Below are 19,718 nucleotides of genomic sequence, written 5' to 3' on the forward strand. Positions count from 1 at the left end.
CTGCACACACCGTTGCGGCTCAACGTAGCGGCCAGCGGCCTTCGATCTGGTAACGCGACTGGCCAAGAAAGCTGCGCACCAACGCAAAGTCGCGCACCGTCCAGGCAAGCGCATCGCAGCGCCGTTGCGGCAAGGTCTGGTTGCAATACAGCAGCGTCATATGCGGCGTGTACTGCGCATCGCCGGCGATGCCCACATGCGCGAGCTGACGACCAAGCGCCCCTTGCAACGCATACAGCCCGCGCACGCGCTCTTCGCCACGCAGCACGCACGGCAGTTGCGAGCGTCGCCCGCCGAAGGTGCCGACGCGATCGAACTCGACCTCGAAGGCCTCCATTGCCACACGCTCGGCCGCTTGACTGGCGCGGCTCACCAACGAAGGCGGCAGCCCACCGGCGTAATCGCCCAGATGGTGCAAGGTCACATGCAGCCGCTCGCGCCCCAGCGGTTTGCCATCCACCTGCCCGCTCTGCAGCAGCCCCTCGGCGATGCCGGCCGCAAGTCCGGCAGTGGCCGCATCGGCCATCACCGCAAAAAACAGCCGCTCGGTGGTCTTCTCTTCCCCCAGGCCCAGCGACAACTGCGCCTCGGCCGATGACAGATATAGAAACTGCTGCTTCATGAGTAATTCCACGACCGCCTGCGCGGGCCTGGCTGAAGAAGGGCGGCGGATACTAGCAGACCTGATGCGTGTGCGAATACGCCGCGCAATCCCGCGCTCACGTGGAACACTTCGTCAGCGTGGAACTGTACTGACGCCGTGGTGATTTGTTCGCCAGCTGGCGTGCGGCATGCCGCACGCACAAAAAGAAACGGGCAGCTTGCGCTACCCGTTTCCCGCCTGTATCGATTTACTCCGAGAGCTGCATCAGTTCAGATGCACTTCGGTCTTGCGACGCCTTACGCGGCGTTTTTCATCGCATGCTTGCGGTTGCGCATCACGTCGTGACATGCACGCACTTCCGGCAACAAACGCAGTGCAGCGTCGCGTGCGGCAGCCGGCGTGTCGGCATCGGCGATGGTTTCATCGAAGGCCTTCAGCAGGCGATCTTCGGACTCTTCCAGCTCGGCCACGTAGCCGTACTTGGTGTCGCCCAACGTTGCGCGCACCTTGCCGTAGAACTGCTGCATGCTGCCGACCATGGTGCCGTGCTTTTCCGGCGTGCCGCCGGCCGATGCGACCACGCTGCTCAGGCTGCTGACGATGTCGGTCTTGACTCCGGCAATGCGGCGGAACAACGTCGCCAGCTCTACATCGCCTACTTTGGCAGCGGCTTCGTCGTAGAAGTCCTTGCCGTCGCGGGAGATGGCGATGAGGTCGTTGAGGCTATGCTCGGTCTTGCTCTGAATGCTCATGTGTCGCTCCTTGTTGGATGCACCAGCGTCGCGAGGGATGCAATGCGCTGGCTTTCGGGGAGAAGCGCAATCGATGGTTTGATTGCGATGCCGTGACCTTGTGTACGACTGCATCGTGGCGGCGCGACCATAATCGGCATGTGAGCGATACGGGCATCGTCCTCACGCCATCGTGCGGCCGATGAATTGCGATTCATCGTTGGCAACGACGCATCAAGACCCCTTCGGCTGGCGACTCGCCCACATGTTGTCGACCAGATTCGGATAGGGGCGCCCGGCCTCTTCTGCACGCTGCTTCGCGGCGGCCTTCTGTGCGTCCGTCAACGGTGTGGAGGCGGCCTTTCGCTTGGGATTGGGACGCTTCCACGGCGGTGGAGTGAAGTCGGTCATGGCGCTGTTCGGTCCGGTTGCAATGCGGGCAGTCTCGACGCGCGGCCGTGAGTTGTGTGTGGATGCGATGCCCGCACGCAACCGCCACTTGCATCTGCAGCGAACGCGAGCGCAATGGGTCGCTGCTCAACCACTCGTGCTGTCAGCGAGCACGCGCCGTGCACGTCACAGATGCAGGGATCGCACGTAGATAACCAGGGTCTACAAAGCGCCGCGATCAGCGGCGCAGCGCACGCCCATCAGCGCACGCAGCGACGACGGTCAGCCACTCAGTCGTTGGTCGCCACACTACGCTGACGTTGCTCCTGCCACACCGCCAGCGCGTAGACCAGCAACCCGCCGAGTGCGGTGGCTGCACCCACATACCCGGTAGAGGTCCAGCCCCAGCCGGCGGTGATCGCCATGCCGCCCAGCCAGGGGCCCAAGGCATTTGCGGTATTGAAGGCAGCGTGGTTGGACGCTGCGGCCAGCGTCTGCGCTTCGGCTGCCACGTCCATCAGGCGGGTCTGCAACGCCGGCGCCAGAGCGCCCATCGTGCCGACCGCCACAATGGAAACGAACACCCACAGGCCCGAATGCGCAGCCAGCGGGAAGGTCAGCATCACCACGATCGACCACACCAACAGCACCGGCACCGCGCGGAATTGCATGCGGTCGAACAACCACCCGCCCAGGATGCTGCCGAGCACGCCACCGACGCCGAATGCGGCCATCGCCAACGGAATGCGCGCAGGCGCTACGCCAGTGACCGCGGTCAGGGTCGGCGCCAGATAACTGAAAACGCAGAACATCCCGGAAAACCCCACCGCGCCGATCGCCAACGCCAGCCACACCTGCGGCTGGTTGAACGCACGCAGCTCGCGCAATGGCTGCTGACGTGGCTCGTCCGGCGCAGGCGGCAACAACGCAGCCACCGCCGCGACCGTGCCCAGCGCAATCACCGACACCGACGCGTACGCCCAGCGCCAGCTCACGATCTGCCCCAGCCAGGTCGCCAGCGGGTTGCCCACCAACAAGGCAACGCTCAAGCCCAGCAGCACGCGCCCCACCGCAGTGGCGCGTTGATTGGGCGGGCTGATCGAGGCGGCAACGAGAGAAGCGACGCCGAAATACGCGCCGTGCGGCAGGCCAGCGATGAAGCGACACAACAACATCGTGTGGTAGCTCGGCGCCAACGCACTGGCAATGTTGCCCAGCGCGTAGAACACCATCAGCAGCAACAACAAGGTGCGACGCGGCCAGCGCGCGCCCAGGATCGCCAGCAACGGCGCGCCGACCACCACACCCAGCGCATACGCACTGATGACATGGCCCACCTGCGGCTCGCTGATCTGCAGGCCCTGCGCGATCTGCGTCATCAGGCCCATTGTGGAAAACTCGCTGATGCCGATCGCAAAACCGCCCATCGCCAGCGCAAGCAGGATCAGCACGTAATCGCGCCGTGGCACGCGCGGCGTTGAGAGATCGATATCGGACATGCCCGACTCCAGGATGACGGGGCGGCTTATTATTGTGCAATGCAGCAATCAGCGAAAGGCTTCTGCTCGCAGCGATTCAGCGCCAACCCGCAGCACATCACAGTTCACCGCGCGTTGGCGTGCTGGAGACGCAGTGTCCTACTGGCATCGCTCGAATCTGCTTGGGTCCGCCACCATCGCTGTGGGGCACCGCGATCGGCGTGGTGCCGCGCCTGGCGCGCGATCCAACTCGAACTGGTTGCTGATGTCCAAATCCACTGAATCTCCGTTGTTCTCCCCGGTGCGCCTGGGCGCATTGGATCTTGCCAACCGCGTGATCATGGCGCCGCTGACGCGCAACCGCGCCGGCGCCGGCCAGGTGCCCTCGCCGCTCGCCGCCGAGTATTACGGCCAGCGCGCCACCGCCGGCCTGATCGTTGCAGAAGGCACGCAGATCAGTCCGCTCGGCCAGGGGTATCTGGACACCCCCGGCATCTACACCCAGGCGCAGGTCGAAGGCTGGCGCGCAGTCACCGACGAAGTGCATCGCCGTGGCGGCAAGATCGTGCTGCAGCTATGGCATGTCGGCCGCGTCTCGCACATCAGCGTCTTGCCTCCGGGCGAAGTGCCGGTTGCGCCCAGCGCCATTCGCGCCGAAGGCAAGACCTACACCAAGAGCGGCTTTGAAGATGTATCCGAGCCGCGCGCCCTGGCACTGGATGAAATTCCCGCACTGATCGAGGATTACCGTCTCGCTGCGCGCAACGCGATCGATGCCGGCTTCGATGGCGTGGAAGTGCATGCCGCCAACGGCTATCTGCTCGACCAGTTCCTGCGCGATGGCTCCAACAAGCGCACCGATGCCTACGGCGGCGACATCGAAAATCGCACACGCCTGCTGAGCGAAGTGGTGCAGGCCATCGCCGACGAGATCGGTGCCGAGCGTACAGGGGTGCGGTTGTCGCCGGTGACCCCGGTGTACGGCGCATACGACTCCGATCCGCAGCCGTTGTTCGAACGTGCGGTCGAGCGGCTCAACCTGATCGGCGGGCTGGCCTTCGTGCACGTGATCGAAGGCGCCACCGGTGGCGCGCGCGACAACATCGCCTTCGACTACGCTGCATTGCGCACCAAGTTCGATGGTGCATGGATTGCCAACAACGGGTACGACCGTGGCATGTCCGAACACGCCATCAGCAGCGGCTACGCCGATGCGATCGCTTACGGCCGCCCCTTCATTGCCAACCCGGATCTGGTGCGTCGCCTACACGAGAAAGCACCGCTGGCAGCCGTCGACCAGGCCACCCTGTACGGTGGCGGTGCCAAGGGCTATACGGATTACCCCGCACTGGCGGACTGATCAGAACGCCGGCAAGCCCGATCTCCGCCGCAGCGATGCGTCGGAGATCGGGTAGCGAATGCATCGCGCGTACAACGCGTGACGCCGCGCAGCGCGGCGACCGCAGACCAGCCCGGTTGATCAGCCTGCGTGCAAGGCCACCCTTCGCGTGACGCGCCGACACCACAGCGCCGCTACATGACGCGCCCGTTGCATCCGGATAGCATCCAGGCGGCCCTTGCTGCTGGAATTCCAATGCGCCGCTTTTTCTCGTTTGCCCTGTGCTGCACGCTGCTGATCGGCGGGCAAGCGCTTGCCGTGCCGTTCTGGGGCGCGCGCCAGTCCAGCCCTGCCGATACCCTGCCCACGCAACTCAAGCCGGGCGAATGGATCTGGGGTGGCGTCAGCAAAGGCTGGGGGCCAATGGCGGTGATTGTCAGCCTGACCGAACAACGCGCCTATGCATATCGCAACGGCATTCTGATCGGCGTGTCCACCATCAGCTCCGGCAAGCCCGGGCACGAAACGCCGACCGGTGTGTTCACCATCCTGCAGAAGGACAAGGACCACCGCTCCAACATCTACAACGCCGCCCCCATGCCGTATCAGCAGCGGCTGACCTGGGACGGCGTCGCCTTGCACGCCGGCGGCCTGCCCGGCTATCCGGAGTCGCACGGTTGCGTGCATCTGCCGTCCGAGTTTGCGCGATTGCTGTTCGACAATTCCAACATGGGCATGGTGGTGGTGGTCGCGCAGGCCGGCATCAGTGCCGACGATGTGGTGCATCCACGCGCGCTCAGCCCGATCGATCCCACCACCGGCGCCGAGCGCGCCTTGCTGCCGCTACCCAACGGCCAGGCATTTGCCTGGCAGCCGGATCTGGCGCCGGCCGGCCCGATCTCGATGCTGATCAGCAGTGCCGACCAGCAACTGGTGGTCTACCGCAACGGTGTGGAAATCGGGCGCGCGCAGGTCGCCTTGCACGCGGAGCCCGGCGCGGCACCGCTGGGCACGCAGGCTTTCATCGTCGGCCAGGGCTTTTTGCCGGGCGACCTCCCCGGGCTGCCCGGTCAGCGCATGCCCAACTGGATGCGGATCGGCATTCCCGGCAGTACTGCCGCCGCAGGGCAGGCGCTGGATGCCGCCACCGTCGCGCGCCTGCAGGTACCGCCCGCATTTCTGGCCGGGCTGTTGCCGCTGCTGACCCCCGGCGTGGTGTTGGTCGCCACCGACCAGCGCATCCTGCCCGAGACCACCGGCGCCAAGCTGCAGGTGCTGGATTCGGACCCGCCTGAAACGCCATGAGCGCGCTATCAGCGCGCTGCCTGGACAGGCCGGCCACTGCGGCGTTCGCTGCGTACTGCATGCCGCCATCCCCAGCGCGCGGCGTGTTGTTTCGACCGGGTGCTCCTTCGCTGCGGATGCGCGATTGTCAGCACAGCGCTGCTGGCACATGATGCGGTTACCTCATTGCCAAGGATGTGCGTGATGCGCCTGCTCGCTGCGGTTCTGTTCGGCATCAACGTTGTGGCATGCACCATGGCCGATGCATCGGCACAAACCACGCGTCCTGCGCCGCCAAGCGCGGACTGCCTGGATGCGCGCCAGGTGACGGAATTGCATCAGGCCGATGCGCGCACGCTCGCTGTAGCACAACACGACGGACGCCTGTTCCGCCTGCAGTTGGCGCAGGACTGCCCACAGCTCGCCGCGCAGGCAGATGCCAATCTGCTCGCGCCGCACGGTTGGGTCTGCAATGGCGCGCAGGCGTATGTCAGCGTCGGGCAGCAACGGTGCGCGATTGGCCAGGTCACCACGCTCAGCGCGCGCGACTACGCCGGCATTGCCCGGCAGCGCGACCGCGACGGTGTGCCCACGCTGGAAGGCGTCAGCGTGCGCGAAGCACGTCGTCGCAACTTCGCCGGCTCGTCCAGCTACTGCTTCAATCCCAGCATGCTGCGCGCCTGGTCGGAAGACGCGCAGGGCCTGGTGGTGGAAGTGTCGCCACGCCACCCCGGCACGCATCGCCATTATCGCGTCGAGTTGATGGACAGCTGCCGCGAACTCAGCGGCGCACCGCCGATCCGCTTCGTGTCCGGCATGGGCTTGAATGCGATCTGCGGCAATCCCGGCGACAAGGTCGATGTCCTCGACGAAATCGGCCTTGCCGGCGCAGGCGTCGGAACGGGCCAGCAAGGCGACCTGAGCACCATGCGCGGCGGGCAGTTTGCGCGGATGCGCCAGAGCTGCATGGTGGCGGCGGTGTATCCGCGCGATTGACGACGCCTGCAAGACAGGCGCTGCACTGCACCGCGGGAGCGCGCGGTGCAGCTCTGCTGCCCGCATTGCGCACAAGCGCATTCCTGCGCGAGCGACTTACCCGCGGGTGACGCTCACGCCTTGCGCAAGAAGCAGGTCTTCAGCACCAGCCCCTTGATCTTTTCCGAGTTGCCTTCGATATGTTCGGCATCGTCTTCGACCAGGCGGATATTGCGGATCACCGTGCCCTGCTTGAGCGGAATCGACGCGCCCTTGACCTTGAGATCCTTGATCACCGTCACCGTATCGCCGGCCTGCAACACGTTGCCGTTGCTGTCGCGCACGACCGTCGCGCTCGCGGTGGCCTCGCCTGCACTCCATTCGAAACCGCACTCCGCGCAGATCGACAACGCGCCGTCGGCATAGGTGTTGTCCTGGCCGCATTGCGGGCAGGCGGGAACGGTAGACATGCAATTCCTTGATCGAAACGGGCGTGGATTGTAGCTCCCCGGCGCTACGATCACGATCACGCACCCGGCACGGCCACGGCCACGGCGCGATAGTGCAGCGCTTATCGAATACCCAGCAGGTCGCACGTGTCCAACCCGCCAGTGTCCCCCACATCGAGCGCCGCACACGCTGGCAACGCCGACGGCGGACCCAGCGATGCCGGGTCCGGCGGCCCTGCAAAACCCAAGGGCTCGCACCTGGTGGTTTACGTCGCGCTGGCCGGCAATCTGTCCATCGCAGTGGCCAAATTCATTGCTGCAGGCATTTCCGGCAGCTCGGCCATGCTCAGCGAAGGTGTGCATTCGCTGGTGGACACCGTTAACGAGGTGCTGCTGCTGTACGGCTTGCGTCGTGCCGCGCAAGCACCTACGCCGACACACCCATTCGGCTACGGGCGCGAGCTGTACTTCTGGAGTTTCATCGTCGCGCTGTTGGTATTTGCGATGGGTGCCGGCGTCTCGCTCTACGAAGGCATCGTGCATCTGCGTCATCCCGAGCCGGCCAAGAGCCATCTTGTCGCCTATTGCGTGCTCGGTGTCTCGATCGTGTTCGAAGGCATCTCCTGGGTGGTGGCACTGCGCGAATTCCGCGCCAAAAAGGGCCGCATGGGCTACTTCGAGGCGTTTCGCCAGAGCAAGGATCCCAGCACCTTTACTGTCTTGCTGGAAGACAGCGCGGCGTTGATCGGCCTGTTCATGGCACTGCTTGGCCTGGCCGGCGCACAGCTGTTCGACATGCCCGAGCTCGACGGCATCGCATCGATCGGCATTGCCGGTGTGCTCGCTTTCACCGCGTTCCTGCTGGCGCGCGAAACCAAGGGCTTGCTGATCGGCGAACCCGCGCATGCGCATGTCACCGAGTCGCTGCTCCGCATTGCCGCCAGCGACCCGGATGTGCGCGCCGCCAACGGCGTGCTGACCATGCAGATGGGCCCGAACCAGGTGGTTGCCGCGCTCAGCGCCGAGTTCGAAGACAGCCGCACCACGCCGCAGATCGAGGCCTGCGTCGGGCGCATCGAAGCGGCAGCCAAGCGCCAGCATCCCGAGCTCACCGCGTTGTTTATCAAACCGCAAACACCGGAAACCTGGCGCGCGCGCCGCGCACAGATCGAGCGTGGCGCGCAGACGGAGTGAATGCGCACACAGTCGGCTAATGCAGCTGCGCTGCGCGCTCGATGTGCGGCGTTTTAGCGCCATGCGTGCTGTACCGTGAAGTAGCGAACCGGCGGCAAACGCATTAGAACAGCCAACAAGACGACTGTACTCACCGCCAGGCGAGCGCGGCGGGTGCGCGGTGCGACATGGACCACGCGTGCACTCCGGTATTGAGCACGCCGTCCACACCTCTCTGGCCACTGCTCGCTATGTGTTGCTAGCCGCTCTTGCTACACGGGCCGTGTAGCGAGCCGAACCGCACAAACGTCGCACACAAGCCTGCGTGGTACCGCACTGGCTTGCAGCAGCGCCGTGCCATGCAGTGCACCAAGCTGATCCTCGCCCAAACCGCAACGCCTGCTGCGGTTGCATGATCCACTGCGATTGCCTACGGTGTGCAGGCAGCATCTCTTCGCATCGTGAATCAGCCGATGCACTCCCCTCGATCACCCGTCATGGAGGTTTCCAATGGAAATCAGCCAAGGTCGCGTTGCGACCATTCACTACACGCTGTCCGATGACAGCGGCCTGGTACTGGACCGCTCCACCCCGGACACCCCGCTGAGCTATCTGCACGGTGCCGGCAACATCGTCCCCGGCCTGGAGCAGGCACTGGACGGCAAGCGCATCGGCGACACGCTCACTGCCGACGTTGCGCCCGAACAAGGCTATGGCCCACGTCATGAGCAGCTGATCCAGCACGTGCCACGCGATGCCTTCCCCACCGATGTCGACGTCGTGCCCGGCGTGCAGTTCGAAGCCCGCACTCAACAGGGCCCGGTCCTGGTGACCGTGACCGACGTCGGCCCGGAGCAGGTGACCGTGGACGGCAATCACCCGCTGGCCGGGCAGACCCTGCACTTTGCAGTCGAAGTGGTTGAAGTGCGCGAAGCCACTACCGATGAATTGAACCAGGGCCACGTCGACGACATCGCAGCCTGATGCAAGATGCCGCGTGCCGCCCGGCACGCGGCACATCGGCCCGGGCGCAATGCCTGCGCGCCGGTCTGGACGGTGGACGCGGCAGCCGTAGTAAAGTGCGCGGCCCGCTCTCAGGCACTCTGCATGAAACTCGGCATCGACTTCGGTACTAGCAACTCCGCCGCCGCGGCGATCGTCGACGGGCAGGTGCAACCGGTGCGCTTCGGTGAGGCCTTGCAGTTCCGCACCACGGTGTATTTCCCCGACACCATGCGCGATCCAGAGAATTTCAGCCTCACGCCCGCGCTGGAATACGAGATGGAGCGCTTGATCGACTCCGCCCGCCGCGATGCGACTGCCGCCGGCCGTACCCCAAATCAGGACAGCCTGCGCCGCGAGGCGTTGCGCATCGTGCGCCGGCAATGGATGGAAGAGCAGGTGCGCGAGCCGCGCAGCTCGGCGGCGCTGCTGCAGAACGCGGTGTACGGCGACGACGCGCTGGATGCCTACTTCCTCGAAGGCGAAGGCAATCTGGTGCAAAGCCCCAAGTCGATGCTGGGCTACAACCTGCACCCGCGCGCGCGCCAGACCATCACCGGCATCGCCACGCACGTGCTGGAACATATCCGTCTCACCGCCTCGCGCCAGTTCGATCTCAACATCCGCAACGCCGTGCTCGGCCGCCCGGTGCAATTTCGCAGTTCGATCGGCGAAGCCGGCAATGCACAGGCGCTGGAGATTTTGCAGACCGCCGCCATCGCCGCCGGTTTCGACAGCGTGGAGTTTCTCGAAGAACCCGCAGCGGCAGCGATGCACTATCACGTCAGCCACGACACCCGGCACGACACGGTGGTGGTGGACATCGGCGGCGGCACCACCGACATCGCGCATGCCAGCGTCGGCGGCAGTGCCCCGCCGCAGGTGCATCGCGCCTGGGGCATTCCGCGCGGCGGTACCGATATCGATCTGGCGCTCAGTCTCGCCGCCTACATGCCGCTGTTCGGCCGCGGCATCACCCGCGTGCCGGCGCACCACTATGTGGAAGCGGCGATGGTGCAGGACATGACCCGCCAACGCGAATTCCGCCTGCACAAATACCAGGACGTGCCTGCCCCGTTCGACAAGCGCCTGCAGGCATTACAGGACACCGGCAATACCGCGCGCCTGTATCGCGGCGTGGAAGCCTGCAAGATCGCGCTCAGCGAGCTCGACCAGCACCAGGCATCGCTGGAGTTCATCGAACGCGGGCTGGGCGTGGACGTGCAGGCCAGCGCACTGGTGGCGTCCGCTTCCAGCTATTTGCGCGAGCTGGAAGGTTTGCTTGCGCAGGTGCGGGCCGACATGGCCGCACCGCCGGCCACCCTGTTCCTGACGGGCGGCATGTCGCGCGCCGGCTATATCCGCGACACCGTAGCGGCGGCCTTTCCGGAATCGCGCATGGTGCATGGCGATCCCTCGTTCGGCGTGGTGCAGGGCCTGGCTTGGGCGGCGGCCCAGAGCGCCCGCCCGTCGGACGGTTAACACAAATCGGCGCTCAGTGCCTATAATGCGCGGTTGCTGCCTGACGCTCAGCCGTCTCGCCTGCAAGGCACGCCCGTCGTGCCGCCGCGATTGCGCACCGAACGCGATCGCACTTCTCGACACCGCTTTCGCGCGCACCACCCTCGCCGCACGCGGTGTCATTGCACTTCCCCGCTACAGGAGGCCACATGGCACGTCCCGCGACCAAGCAGAAATCCCAGCCCAGCATCGCTCGCAGCGAAGGCAAGTCGCAGCCGCTCAGTCGTGAGCGTATCGCTGCCGACATCGCCGCGTTCCGCAAGACCGGCGGCCGGATCGAAGTGCTCACCACCAACTTCGGCCCCGCCCGCAACGACGGCGACAAGATCGCGTAAGCAGCGAGCACGCTGTCACTTGCGCCCGCATCGCAGCGCGCGCTTGCGATAGCTGCCGCCAAGGGTTGCCTTGAAGTGTTACCGACGTGCCACCGCAAGGTGGCACGTCTGTTTTCGGCGTCAGTTGCTGTAGTCGATACGCACCGAACCCGAGTGCGACTCCAGTTTGATATCGCCGTTGCCGGCTCCCAGCGTCGCGCGCAGGCTCTTGCCAGGGCCGTACTCAGGCCGCTCCACCCGCCCGGCAACCGAGTGGATGTCGCCACTGAAGACCTCCACATTCAGCGCCGCCGAGACGTTGCGCGGCACGCCCAGCGTGATCGTGCCGCTGACACTCTCTGAAGAGATGCTGCCGCCCGGCGCCAGCCCGGCCACCGTGACCGAGGCTGAGCCAGACACGCTTTGCGAACGCAACTGCGAGACCTGTCCCGCGCCGATCCGGATATCACCGGAAACGGACTCGGCCGACACCACGCCGCTGGCGCCGGCTTGCGCGTCGATTTGCCCACTGACCGTGCCCAGCGTCACCCGCCCGCTGCTCACCGTGCTGCGCAACGTCCCACTAACCGTCTCCAGCTGCGCTTCCTTGGCACGACCGCGCGCCACTACGTCGCCACTGACGGATTTGAGCCGCAGCTGCGCAAGATCGACCTGGTCCACATCGACCGACGCGCTGACCGCAGCCACCTGCAGCATGGCGCCGCGCGGCACGCGCAACTCCAGCTGCGCCCCCTTGCTACTGCGGCTGGTATGCGGATAGATCACTTCCAATTGCAGCCGATTCGAACTCGCATCGACATCCAGCCGCTGGCCCTCGCCCAAGGTGCCGGTCAGCGCCACCTCGTCGCGGTCCCACCCACGCACACGGATCTGCCCGGCGATGTTTTCCAGCTCCACGCGCCCGCCACGTGCCAGCGGATGACTCTGATTGACCGCCGTTTGGGCCGCCGCAGGCGCAGCGCAAACCGCAGCCAATAGCAACAGGGAAAGATGTGCGTAGCGCATGAACATGCTCCTCAACTTGGGAAGGATGCCTCGCCCTGAGAGGCAAGACGGGTCAATTGCAGCCGTTTGGCGTAGGTGCGCTGCAGTTGCGACAACAAAAAGGCGGACTGCGGACTCTGCGCGATGGCCGCGTGGATGGCCCGCGCGCTTTGATCCAGCTCGTCCAGCGCAGGCCGCAGATCGGCCGGCACCTGCTGCAGCGGAACCTGGGCGATGGCCTGCTGGTATTGCCCGGCCATCGCCTGCGCCTGCGCCACCAGCGCCGGCTGCGCAGCACGCGGCGGCGATGTGTGCTGCCTGATGCCGGGCACGACAGCGACCAAGGCCACGACCGCTGCCAACGCAACGCCAAGCACCGGCAGCGCCCAGCGACGACGACGCGGCCGGCGTGCCACCACAGTGGCATGCGGCACCAGCGCTGGCGCGATGCGCTCCCACAGCTGCGCAGGCGGCAAGCGCTGCTGCGGCAATGCCTGCAAGCGCGCAACCAGCGCAGCGTCTTCGGCCCGGGACTCGGCTTCGATGCGATCAGGGTGGTCGGGGTGGTCGGGGTGGTCGGGGGTCATGCGTGTTCTCCAAGCCGCGCGCGCAACAGACCGCGCGCGCGATGCAGTTGTGCCTTCGAACTGCCGACTGCCATCTGCAATTGATCGGCAATTTCCTGGTGTTTCCAGCCTTCGATATCGTGCAGCACCAGCACCGCCCTGGCGCGCGGCGGCAACGTTTCCAAGGCGCGCTCCAGATCCATCCGGATCGAGTGACAACCCGCTGCGTCGGGAACTGCCGCAAGCTCGGTGTCGTCACTGGCGTGATCGCCAAACGCCGCACGCGCGCGCAGCTCCATCAACGCGGTATTGACGGCAAGCCGATGCAACCAGGTGCCCAACGCACTCTGGAAGCGAAACTGCGGCAATGCCTTCCACGCGGCGATGAAGGTGTCCTGCAATACGTCATCGGCGCGCGCGGCATTGCCGCCACACAAACGCCAGACCAGCGCATACAACCGCGGCGAGTGACGGCGATAGATCGCCTCATACGCTGCACGCTCGCCAGCCGCTGCCGCACGCGCCAACGCCGCATCGTCGCGGTCGGCGGGGGTGGCACACGGCAGGGCATCGATGGGCACGGAGGTGTCGAGCATAGCCAGTTGGATGCACCGAACAGCGCAATGGTTTAAACCCGCGCAAACTTTTTTGGAAGCCCGCAGAACGGCGCGAGCCCTGGCCAGTGCTGGCGGTGCCGCATGGCTGGATCCGTGGCGAACAGCCGTCTCGCCACTGCAATCGCTGTAGTGCTCGCTAATACTCAGCGCAGCAGCCGATCACCACTGCGAGAGCGGCCGATAAAGCGTAGCGAGCAGTCGTCAGGTGGTGCGCGGGCAACGCACTCAGAGCCAGGCTTACAGGTAGTCCCTGCCGATTCCCGGCCACGGCCGCCTGCCGGTAAGCGCAGTACGCATGTTCGCAGCTCCAAACCTTTTGGCCGGCCACCGCATCCAAGTCTGCAATGGCGCACTCCCGCGCCGCATCGCCGCCCGCCGACGCTACTGCGGCGTAGCGCCTGGTTTACGTTGGAGATCGTCATGCCACACCTGCTTGGACTGGCTCTGGCCTTGTGCACGTCCCACTGCCCCCAAGTGCAGCGACTGGACGCAGTGCAGCTCAGGGTGACGCATGCCCGGATCGACGTCTGCCTACTGCATGCCACCATGGAGCAGGACTCCTGCATCGGTGCCAGTAGACCGGATCAGTGGGCACCGGTCCACGCGATCGCGCAGACCTGGCGGCGCTTGGCGGTCTTGGTCGCGCATGACGTGCGTATCGGCACTGAATGGCAACAATCGGGTACAGCGAAGACGAGGTGGCTCCCAGCCAGCGCGCATCCGCCATCGGCAGGACGCGATTGCATCGAGGTCCGACCACTAACGCATCTGTAGAGCCGCTAGGCAAGTGTTGTACGGCGCTGTCATGCCAGGTATCTGGTTCGGCGCATCTAGCGTCGCCGCGGCCGTGAGCATCGCTGCGTCGCAGGAATACCGTCGGTTTCGCCAGTCCGCATCCACCTCACTCACCTTAAAAAACAGGACAAGCACGAGGTGTAGCGACAGCGCCTGCTGCAGCCGGACAACCCAGGCGCGCGCGCATGTTCATCCCCTGCACCTGTCGCGTGCAGGTTGCGCCGTTACAATGGCGGTCCACCCCGCTTTTTGCCTGATCTGATGTCCGCGTCCGACCCCTTACCCGCCATGATCCGCAGCCTGTTGCCTCACTGGAACCCGGAGTGGCTGGCAGTCGCAGTGCCAACGATCAAGATCGTGCTGATACTCGCCTTGGCGGGCTTGCTACGCCTATTATTGCGGCAATTGCTGCGGCGCGTATGCACGCGCTACAACGTGCCCGCCGAGATGATGATCGGTATTCGTCGCGTTGGTAGTTTCATCATTTCGACCAGCGCGTTGCTGATGGTCTTGCACGTTGCCGGTGTCTCTAGCGAAACGCTATGGACGGCATTCACCGGCTTTGCTGCGGTTGGCGCGGTGGCGTTTTTCGCCGCATGGAGCGTGCTATCCAATATCTTCTGCACCTTCCTGATCATCACCACACGTCCGTTCCGCCTGCACGATCACATCGAGCTGCTCGAAGGTGGCGACAAGCCCGGCCTGAAGGGACGGGTGATCGATATCAACGTGATCTACACGACATTGGAAGAAACCGGCGACCATGCGGGCAGCGTGCTGCAGGTCCCCAACAGCCTGTTTTTCCAGCGCACCACGCGCCGGTGGCGCGAAAGCAGCGGTTTCAACGCGAACTGAGCACACAGGTGCGTGGAGGGAATGGGCCACCGTTGTTGCCGACCGGAAAGCTCCCAAACGTCCGCACCTGCCGGAACAATGTGCTCTCGGCAACGCATGTTTGAGGTCAACAAGACACTCACAGTTCGCGAGCGCACCAACGCGCTCAACGCAGTTGGCTGTCCTTGCTGCCGCGACGGTTGAATCCGCCTTGCGCGCCCTGCTCCAGGTCGTGCGCCTCCTGACAGTTCACGCAAAACTGCACGCCAGGCACGGCCTTGCGTCGCGCTTCGGGAATCGGCGCATCGCAGGCTTCGCAATGGGTCAGGCTCGGCCCCTGGTGCAGCTGACTGCGCGCACGCTTGATCGCGTCTTCGACGGTGGCATCGATCTGATCCTGCACTGCCCCATCACCCGCCCATCCGGTCGCCATGATCGTCTCACCCTTATCTGGTCAGGCTGGATAGATGGTCATTGGCGCAGGCAAATCCAAGCCGGCCGTGCACAGTGCCCTCAAACTGGGTGCTCTAACATTCAGTCATCCGCACCCACGAGGGATTTGCAATGGAACACCCTGTCCACCCGTTCTCCGAATTGTTCGCCCAACTTGGCTTGGCCTCCGATGAGGCCAGCATTCGCAGCTTCATCGCCGAACATTCGCCATTGCCGGGCGATATGCGCCTGGAAGAAGCGCCGTTCTGGACGCCCGCACAAGCGCAGTTGCTGCGTGAAGAACGTCTCGACGATGCCGACTGGATCGTGACCATCGACCAGCTCAATATCGCCCTGCATACGACCGCCGACGATACCGGCGTCTGACGCAGGCCGGCTTGATGCCTAAGGTAGAGATCGCCTTCAGCGATCGCGCTGTACAACGCGCTGATAGAAAAAGAGCGGCCAATGGCCGCTCTTTTTTGCAGCAGTGCAGCTGACAGCGCAACACCGTCCAGCTGCACACTGCGCGTCAGGTCACCTTCTTGGCGATCGTCATGCCCAACACAAACAGCACGATGGCGATGATGATGCCGGCCCAGAACAGGAACTTGGCAATTCCCATCGCAGCGCCTGCCATCCCGCCGAATCCGAGCGCACCGGCGATCAGTCCGATGATGGCGAAGATAATGGCCCACTTGATCATGTTGTTGTCTCCTAATCCGGCACGCTGCCGTTGTTCGATCGTGTGCTTGCGACACATCGCCGCAAAACATGCGCTGCACGCTACCCATCCACATGTGCCGCATTCGTGAATACACCTGACACACGCTGCCACACGCAGGCGGCGTTCAGCGCTAACGGCGTGCAGGTTTCCTGCAAAGACACTGCGCGTTGACGCTTCGTCGACGTCACCAGGCAACTCGCGATCAATGCTGCTTTCAACACTGATCGAGTCGATAGCGACCACGCAGCAGGCGAGCTGATCGCGCTTCCCCGCATGAAACTGATCTCATTGACCGCAATCGTCGGGAACCATTCAAACGCTCTGCAGTGCGTCTGCTCCTCACGGTTAAGACAGATTCGCCAGCATCGGCGATCATGCAGCTCTTGCAGCAGTCGATCGCCATGGACACTCTTCGCTATCTCACCGGTTATCCGCCCGCCGTCCTGGATCAGGTGCGCGAGCTGATCGCACAGGACAAGCTCGCCACGGTCCTGGCGCGGCGCTATCCGGAGCGACACAGCATTCGTACCGATCGCCATCTGTACGATTACGTCAAGGCGATGAAGGAGCGTTACATGCGCTCCTCGCCCACCTTGCACAAGGCGATCTACGACAACCACCTGCAGGTGGTGAAGCATGCGTTGGGCACGCACACGGCCATCTCGCGCGTGCACGGCGGCCGGCTCAAGGCCAGTCGCGAAATTCGGATTGCCTCGGTGTTTCGGGATGCACCGGAGCCCTTCCTGCAGATGATCGTCGCCCACGAGCTGGCGCACTTGAAAGAGGCCGATCACAACAAGGCCTTCTATCAACTGTGCAACCACATGACCCCGGACTACCACCAGCTCGAATTCGACCTGCGCCTGTATCTGACCCACCTGGCACTCGCAGCAGACAGCTGATCGCGTTGTGCCGGGTCACGGATTAGGATGCAGCCATGCACGCCTCGTCCCTCGCGCAACTCACCCTCGCCGCACAAGGCCAACAGCCCGCGGCCATCAATGCGTTGGCGCAGGCGCTGGTGCGCGCCGGTGAGACGGAGCAAGCTCTCGCCTGGTACATCCGTGGCGCAGCCGCAGGCGATGCCACCGCCCAGATCGAAGCCGGTCGCATGCTGGCCTACGGCATCGGCGGTCCAGTGGATGTGGCTCAGGCCATCGCGCACTGGCAACACGCCGAACACAACGGCGTGGCTGCAGCGTCGTATCTGCTGGCGACGCTGGCTGTGGGCGAGGACCCTGGGCAGTTGGGAACACAAGCGCATGCGCGGTTGCACGCGGCTGCGACCGCACACTACCCGCCGGCGCTGCGCGCGCTAGCCATTCAATACGGTCGAATCGATCACCCGCATCAGCAACAACACTGTGTGCGCCTGCTGGAGCAGGCTGCATCGGCTGGCGACGTGCCAGCTGCGGTGCTGCTCGCCGAGCGCCTGCTGCGCGGCGAAGGCATTACCGCCCAGCCCGACGCAGCAGAGCACCTGCTGCGGCAACTGCAGCCGCTGGGAGTCACGGCCCTCCCCGAGGTCCAGATCGCGCCCCCCGATCCGGTCGATGACAGCGCGCGCGAGCACATGCACTTCACCCCGCGCAGCGCGCCGTCGCGGCTCCACCAGTGCCCAACGATCGAAAGCCACTCCGCGGTGCTGTCCGCCGACGAGTGCCGGCTATTGATCCTGCTGGCACGCCCACATCTGCGCGCCTCCCAGGTGCTCGATCCGAATGATGCAAGCAGCCAGCGCACGCCGATCCGCACCAGCCGCGGCGCGACGCTGGACCCGATTCTGGAAGACTTCGCTGCCCGCGCTGCGCAGGCGAGGCTGGCGGCTTGTGCGCGGCTACCGCTGACGCATGCCGAGCCATTGTCGGTGCTGTGCTACGCACCAGGGGAGCACTATCGCGCGCATCGCGACTACCTGCCGGCCAGCAGAATCGCCGCTGATCGTCCCGCTGCCGGTAATCGCCTGCGCACGGTCTGTGTGTATCTCAATGCGGTCGAGGCAGGTGGCCAGACCGATTTCCCGGTTGCAAGGGTCTGCGTGCCGCCCCGCGCAGGGTCTGTGGTGTGTTTCGACAACCTGCACGCCGATGGCCGGCCCGATCCTGATTCGCTGCATGCCGGCCTGCCGGTCGCGGCCGGGAACAAGTGGCTGGCGACGCTGTGGTTCCGGCAGCGACGCTATCGGGATTGGTGAACAGGTTCATACACTGCGCCCCACTGACGTGGTTTAAAATGTTGCAGCGCGACGTGATCGGACAGGGTCTGCAGACGTCGTTTTTTTGTTTCCCCAGTGCACGGGTGCATGCCCGGTGTCAGGGGAGGCACATCACGCAGCCCCGCGGAGCCTTCGATGCTTTTCGAAACCCTCGATACCACCGGTCACGAGCAGGTGATCTTCTGCCACAACCGCGACGCCGGCCTCAAAGCCATCATCGCCCTACATAGCACGCGGCTCGGGCCGGCCCTGGGCGGCGTGCGCATGCGCCCCTACCCCGATAGCGAAGCGGCGCTTACGGATGCGCTGCGGCTCAGCCGCACCATGACCTACAAGAACGCGTTGGCGGGACTGAATGTCGGCGGCGGCAAAGCGGTGATCATCGGCGACCCCAAAACCGACAAGAGCGAGGTGCTGTTTCGCGCATTCGGCCGTTTTGTCGACACCTTGGGCGGGCGCTACATCACCTCCGAAGATGTCGGCACCGACGTCAACGACATGGAACAGATCTACCTGGAGAGCGAGTACGTCACCGGCGTGCATCAGGTGCATCGCGGCTCCGGCGACCCAGCGCCATTTACCGCCTACGGTGCGTTGCAGGCGCTGATGGCCTCGCTCAATCGCAAGCTCGGCCACGAAGAGGTGGGCAAGGCGAGCATCGCGATCCAGGGCCTGGGCCATATCGGCATGGAACTGGTGAAATTGCTCAAGGAACGCGGCGCAAAGCTCTATGTGGCCGATCTGAATCAGGCGCTGGTGGATCGCGCAGTGGCCGAATACGGCGCCGAAGCCGTGCGCCCGGACGAAATCCATCAGGTGCCGGCCGACGTGTTCGCACCGTGCGCACTGGAAGGTGCGATCAACGAAAACACCTTGCCGCAGCTCAAGGCCAAGATCATCTGCGGCACCGCCAACAATCAGCTCGCCAGCGCTGCGATCGGTGACGAGCTGCACAAGCGCGGCATTCTGTATGCGCCCGATTACGTGGTGAATGCCGGCGGGGTGATGAATGTGTCGCTGGAGATCGACGGCTACAACCGCGAGCGCGCCATGCGCCTGATCCGCAGCATTTATCACAATCTGGAAAAGGTCTTCGACCTGTCCACGCAGTTGAACGTATCGCCGCAGCAGGCAGCCGATCAAATTGCCGAAACGCGCATCGAGGCCATCAGCAAACTCAAACTGCCGCTGGGCCGCACTGCACCGCGTTTTTTGCATAAATTGCGCGGCGAATAAGCACGCCAACGGGCGGGCCGCATTTAACGAC

22 protein-coding genes and 1 other RNA gene are annotated in these 19,718 nt (G+C 64.6%); 13 read left to right on the forward strand and 10 right to left on the reverse strand.

What is annotated here, in order from left to right:
- Positions 1-19: 19 nt before the first annotated feature.
- The 4 genes from ABQZ00_RS13010 to ABQZ00_RS13025 all read right to left on the reverse strand — a co-directional run bounded on the left by ABQZ00_RS13010 (position 20) and on the right by ABQZ00_RS13025 (position 3,224).
- Positions 20-622, reverse strand: coding sequence for a 2'-5' RNA ligase family protein (locus ABQZ00_RS13010; protein ID WP_311239365.1), 603 nt, complete (start codon positions 620-622; stop codon positions 20-22).
- A 278-nt stretch (positions 623-900) separates the two neighbouring features.
- Positions 901-1,356, reverse strand: a complete 456-nt coding sequence (locus ABQZ00_RS13015; RefSeq protein ID WP_055845257.1) for a PA2169 family four-helix-bundle protein — start codon at positions 1,354-1,356, stop codon at positions 901-903.
- A 213-nt stretch (positions 1,357-1,569) separates the two neighbouring features.
- Entirely contained in the window at positions 1,570-1,746 is a 177-nt protein-coding gene (locus ABQZ00_RS13020; RefSeq protein WP_115514409.1) for a hypothetical protein, read from the reverse strand.
- A 269-nt stretch (positions 1,747-2,015) separates the two neighbouring features.
- Positions 2,016-3,224 (reverse strand): MFS transporter, encoded by a 1,209-nt coding sequence (locus ABQZ00_RS13025; protein WP_323538144.1) that lies wholly within the window; start codon positions 3,222-3,224, stop codon positions 2,016-2,018.
- Between the two features lie 244 nt (positions 3,225-3,468).
- Here ABQZ00_RS13025 and ABQZ00_RS13030 point away from each other — a divergent pair, with 244 nt between their 5' ends.
- From ABQZ00_RS13030 to ABQZ00_RS13040, 3 genes are all read left to right on the forward strand, one after another.
- Positions 3,469-4,563, forward strand: a complete 1,095-nt coding sequence (locus ABQZ00_RS13030) for an alkene reductase (RefSeq protein WP_323538143.1) — start codon at positions 3,469-3,471, stop codon at positions 4,561-4,563.
- A gap of 228 nt (positions 4,564-4,791) precedes the next feature.
- Positions 4,792-5,847 (forward strand): L,D-transpeptidase, encoded by a 1,056-nt coding sequence (locus ABQZ00_RS13035; RefSeq protein WP_503064290.1) that lies wholly within the window; start codon positions 4,792-4,794, stop codon positions 5,845-5,847.
- Between the two features lie 174 nt (positions 5,848-6,021).
- A complete protein-coding gene (locus tag ABQZ00_RS13040; protein WP_323538352.1) occupies positions 6,022-6,822 on the forward strand; it encodes a hypothetical protein in 801 nt (266 codons plus the stop codon).
- A 113-nt stretch (positions 6,823-6,935) separates the two neighbouring features.
- Here the strand turns inward: ABQZ00_RS13040 and ABQZ00_RS13045 are convergent, their stop codons facing one another.
- The gene (locus ABQZ00_RS13045; protein WP_055845263.1) at positions 6,936-7,271 is read right to left on the reverse strand and encodes a zinc ribbon domain-containing protein YjdM; all 336 of its coding nucleotides are present in this window, start codon (positions 7,269-7,271) and stop codon (positions 6,936-6,938) included.
- 126 nt (positions 7,272-7,397) lie between these two features.
- Between ABQZ00_RS13045 and ABQZ00_RS13050 the strand changes: the two genes are divergently transcribed.
- From ABQZ00_RS13050 to ABQZ00_RS13070, 5 genes are all read left to right on the forward strand, one after another.
- Positions 7,398-8,444 carry a cation diffusion facilitator family transporter gene (locus tag ABQZ00_RS13050; RefSeq protein WP_503064279.1) on the forward strand — a complete coding sequence of 349 codons (1,047 nt, stop codon included), beginning with the start codon at positions 7,398-7,400 and terminating at the stop codon, positions 8,442-8,444.
- A gap of 167 nt (positions 8,445-8,611) precedes the next feature.
- A non-coding RNA gene (locus ABQZ00_RS13055) (sX9 sRNA) lies at positions 8,612-8,688 on the forward strand.
- Positions 8,689-8,933: 245 nt separating this feature from the next.
- Positions 8,934-9,407, forward strand: coding sequence for an FKBP-type peptidyl-prolyl cis-trans isomerase (locus ABQZ00_RS13060; RefSeq protein WP_055845266.1), 474 nt, complete (start codon positions 8,934-8,936; stop codon positions 9,405-9,407).
- A 123-nt stretch (positions 9,408-9,530) separates the two neighbouring features.
- The gene (locus ABQZ00_RS13065; RefSeq protein ID WP_323538141.1) at positions 9,531-10,907 is read left to right on the forward strand and encodes an Hsp70 family protein; all 1,377 of its coding nucleotides are present in this window, start codon (positions 9,531-9,533) and stop codon (positions 10,905-10,907) included.
- 188 nt (positions 10,908-11,095) lie between these two features.
- The gene (locus ABQZ00_RS13070) at positions 11,096-11,281 is read left to right on the forward strand and encodes a hypothetical protein (protein ID WP_010366034.1); all 186 of its coding nucleotides are present in this window, start codon (positions 11,096-11,098) and stop codon (positions 11,279-11,281) included.
- Positions 11,282-11,401: 120 nt separating this feature from the next.
- Here the strand turns inward: ABQZ00_RS13070 and ABQZ00_RS13075 are convergent, their stop codons facing one another.
- From ABQZ00_RS13075 to ABQZ00_RS13085, 3 genes are read right to left on the reverse strand one after another with little or no spacing between them, the layout of a single operon-like run.
- Positions 11,402-12,286 (reverse strand): DUF4097 family beta strand repeat-containing protein, encoded by an 885-nt coding sequence (locus ABQZ00_RS13075; protein WP_323538140.1) that lies wholly within the window; start codon positions 12,284-12,286, stop codon positions 11,402-11,404.
- Between the two features lie 11 nt (positions 12,287-12,297).
- Positions 12,298-12,852, reverse strand: a complete 555-nt coding sequence (locus ABQZ00_RS13080; protein ID WP_323538139.1) for a hypothetical protein — start codon at positions 12,850-12,852, stop codon at positions 12,298-12,300.
- On the reverse strand, positions 12,849-13,427 hold the full coding sequence (locus ABQZ00_RS13085) for an RNA polymerase sigma factor (protein ID WP_323538138.1): 579 nt from the start codon (positions 13,425-13,427) through the stop codon (positions 12,849-12,851). The genes ABQZ00_RS13080 and ABQZ00_RS13085 overlap by 4 nt, the downstream gene beginning before the upstream one ends.
- 1,077 nt (positions 13,428-14,504) lie before the next feature.
- Between ABQZ00_RS13085 and ABQZ00_RS13090 the strand changes: the two genes are divergently transcribed.
- The gene (locus ABQZ00_RS13090; RefSeq protein ID WP_055845278.1) at positions 14,505-15,098 is read left to right on the forward strand and encodes a mechanosensitive ion channel domain-containing protein; all 594 of its coding nucleotides are present in this window, start codon (positions 14,505-14,507) and stop codon (positions 15,096-15,098) included.
- A 145-nt stretch (positions 15,099-15,243) separates the two neighbouring features.
- Here ABQZ00_RS13090 and ABQZ00_RS13095 read toward each other — a convergent pair whose 3' ends face one another.
- Positions 15,244-15,510, reverse strand: a complete 267-nt coding sequence (locus ABQZ00_RS13095; protein ID WP_115512182.1) for a DksA/TraR family C4-type zinc finger protein — start codon at positions 15,508-15,510, stop codon at positions 15,244-15,246.
- 131 nt (positions 15,511-15,641) lie between these two features.
- Between ABQZ00_RS13095 and ABQZ00_RS13100 the strand changes: the two genes are divergently transcribed.
- Positions 15,642-15,896: a DUF2789 domain-containing protein gene (locus ABQZ00_RS13100; RefSeq protein WP_115512183.1), complete on the forward strand. Its 255-nt coding sequence runs from the start codon at positions 15,642-15,644 to the stop codon at positions 15,894-15,896.
- Between the two features lie 145 nt (positions 15,897-16,041).
- Here the strand turns inward: ABQZ00_RS13100 and ABQZ00_RS13105 are convergent, their stop codons facing one another.
- Positions 16,042-16,215, reverse strand: coding sequence for a DUF1328 domain-containing protein (locus ABQZ00_RS13105; RefSeq protein ID WP_003489471.1), 174 nt, complete (start codon positions 16,213-16,215; stop codon positions 16,042-16,044).
- A 395-nt stretch (positions 16,216-16,610) separates the two neighbouring features.
- Here ABQZ00_RS13105 and ABQZ00_RS13110 point away from each other — a divergent pair, with 395 nt between their 5' ends.
- From ABQZ00_RS13110 to ABQZ00_RS13120, 3 genes are all read left to right on the forward strand, one after another.
- The gene (locus ABQZ00_RS13110) at positions 16,611-17,138 is read left to right on the forward strand and encodes a YgjP-like metallopeptidase domain-containing protein (RefSeq protein WP_323538137.1); all 528 of its coding nucleotides are present in this window, start codon (positions 16,611-16,613) and stop codon (positions 17,136-17,138) included.
- A gap of 35 nt (positions 17,139-17,173) precedes the next feature.
- On the forward strand, positions 17,174-18,430 hold the full coding sequence (locus ABQZ00_RS13115; protein ID WP_323538136.1) for a 2OG-Fe(II) oxygenase: 1,257 nt from the start codon (positions 17,174-17,176) through the stop codon (positions 18,428-18,430).
- A 156-nt stretch (positions 18,431-18,586) separates the two neighbouring features.
- The gene (locus ABQZ00_RS13120) at positions 18,587-19,687 is read left to right on the forward strand and encodes a Glu/Leu/Phe/Val dehydrogenase dimerization domain-containing protein (RefSeq protein WP_055845291.1); all 1,101 of its coding nucleotides are present in this window, start codon (positions 18,587-18,589) and stop codon (positions 19,685-19,687) included.
- Positions 19,688-19,718: the final 31 nt, after the last annotated feature.

Origin of the sequence: Xanthomonas sp. WHRI 10204 (assembly GCF_040202875.1) — a bacterium.
Lineage (GTDB): Bacteria > Pseudomonadota > Gammaproteobacteria > Xanthomonadales > Xanthomonadaceae > Xanthomonas.

Bases quoted from the DNA above. Each gene is read 5' to 3' on its own strand.
- ABQZ00_RS13010 (WP_311239365.1), bottom strand. From the start codon at position 622: ATGAAGCAGCAGTTTCTATATCTGTCATCGGCCGAGGCGCAGTTGTCG.
- ABQZ00_RS13015 (WP_055845257.1), bottom strand. From the start codon at position 1,356: ATGAGCATTCAGAGCAAGACCGAGCATAGCCTCAACGACCTCATCGCC.
- ABQZ00_RS13020 (WP_115514409.1), bottom strand. From the start codon at position 1,746: ATGACCGACTTCACTCCACCGCCGTGGAAGCGTCCCAATCCCAAGCGA.
- ABQZ00_RS13025 (WP_323538144.1), bottom strand. From the start codon at position 3,224: ATGTCCGATATCGATCTCTCAACGCCGCGCGTGCCACGGCGCGATTAC.
- ABQZ00_RS13030 (WP_323538143.1), top strand. From the start codon at position 3,469: ATGTCCAAATCCACTGAATCTCCGTTGTTCTCCCCGGTGCGCCTGGGC.
- ABQZ00_RS13040 (WP_323538352.1), top strand. From the start codon at position 6,022: ATGTGCGTGATGCGCCTGCTCGCTGCGGTTCTGTTCGGCATCAACGTT.
- ABQZ00_RS13045 (WP_055845263.1), bottom strand. From the start codon at position 7,271: ATGTCTACCGTTCCCGCCTGCCCGCAATGCGGCCAGGACAACACCTAT.
- ABQZ00_RS13060 (WP_055845266.1), top strand. From the start codon at position 8,934: ATGGAAATCAGCCAAGGTCGCGTTGCGACCATTCACTACACGCTGTCC.
- ABQZ00_RS13065 (WP_323538141.1), top strand. From the start codon at position 9,531: ATGAAACTCGGCATCGACTTCGGTACTAGCAACTCCGCCGCCGCGGCG.
- ABQZ00_RS13070 (WP_010366034.1), top strand. From the start codon at position 11,096: ATGGCACGTCCCGCGACCAAGCAGAAATCCCAGCCCAGCATCGCTCGC.
- ABQZ00_RS13075 (WP_323538140.1), bottom strand. From the start codon at position 12,286: ATGCGCTACGCACATCTTTCCCTGTTGCTATTGGCTGCGGTTTGCGCT.
- ABQZ00_RS13080 (WP_323538139.1), bottom strand. From the start codon at position 12,852: ATGACCCCCGACCACCCCGACCACCCCGACCACCCTGATCGCATCGAA.
- ABQZ00_RS13085 (WP_323538138.1), bottom strand. From the start codon at position 13,427: ATGCTCGACACCTCCGTGCCCATCGATGCCCTGCCGTGTGCCACCCCC.
- ABQZ00_RS13090 (WP_055845278.1), top strand. From the start codon at position 14,505: ATGTCCGCGTCCGACCCCTTACCCGCCATGATCCGCAGCCTGTTGCCT.
- ABQZ00_RS13095 (WP_115512182.1), bottom strand. From the start codon at position 15,510: ATGGCGACCGGATGGGCGGGTGATGGGGCAGTGCAGGATCAGATCGAT.
- ABQZ00_RS13100 (WP_115512183.1), top strand. From the start codon at position 15,642: ATGGAACACCCTGTCCACCCGTTCTCCGAATTGTTCGCCCAACTTGGC.
- ABQZ00_RS13105 (WP_003489471.1), bottom strand. From the start codon at position 16,215: ATGATCAAGTGGGCCATTATCTTCGCCATCATCGGACTGATCGCCGGT.
- ABQZ00_RS13110 (WP_323538137.1), top strand. From the start codon at position 16,611: ATGCAGCTCTTGCAGCAGTCGATCGCCATGGACACTCTTCGCTATCTC.
- ABQZ00_RS13115 (WP_323538136.1), top strand. From the start codon at position 17,174: ATGCACGCCTCGTCCCTCGCGCAACTCACCCTCGCCGCACAAGGCCAA.
- ABQZ00_RS13120 (WP_055845291.1), top strand. From the start codon at position 18,587: ATGCTTTTCGAAACCCTCGATACCACCGGTCACGAGCAGGTGATCTTC.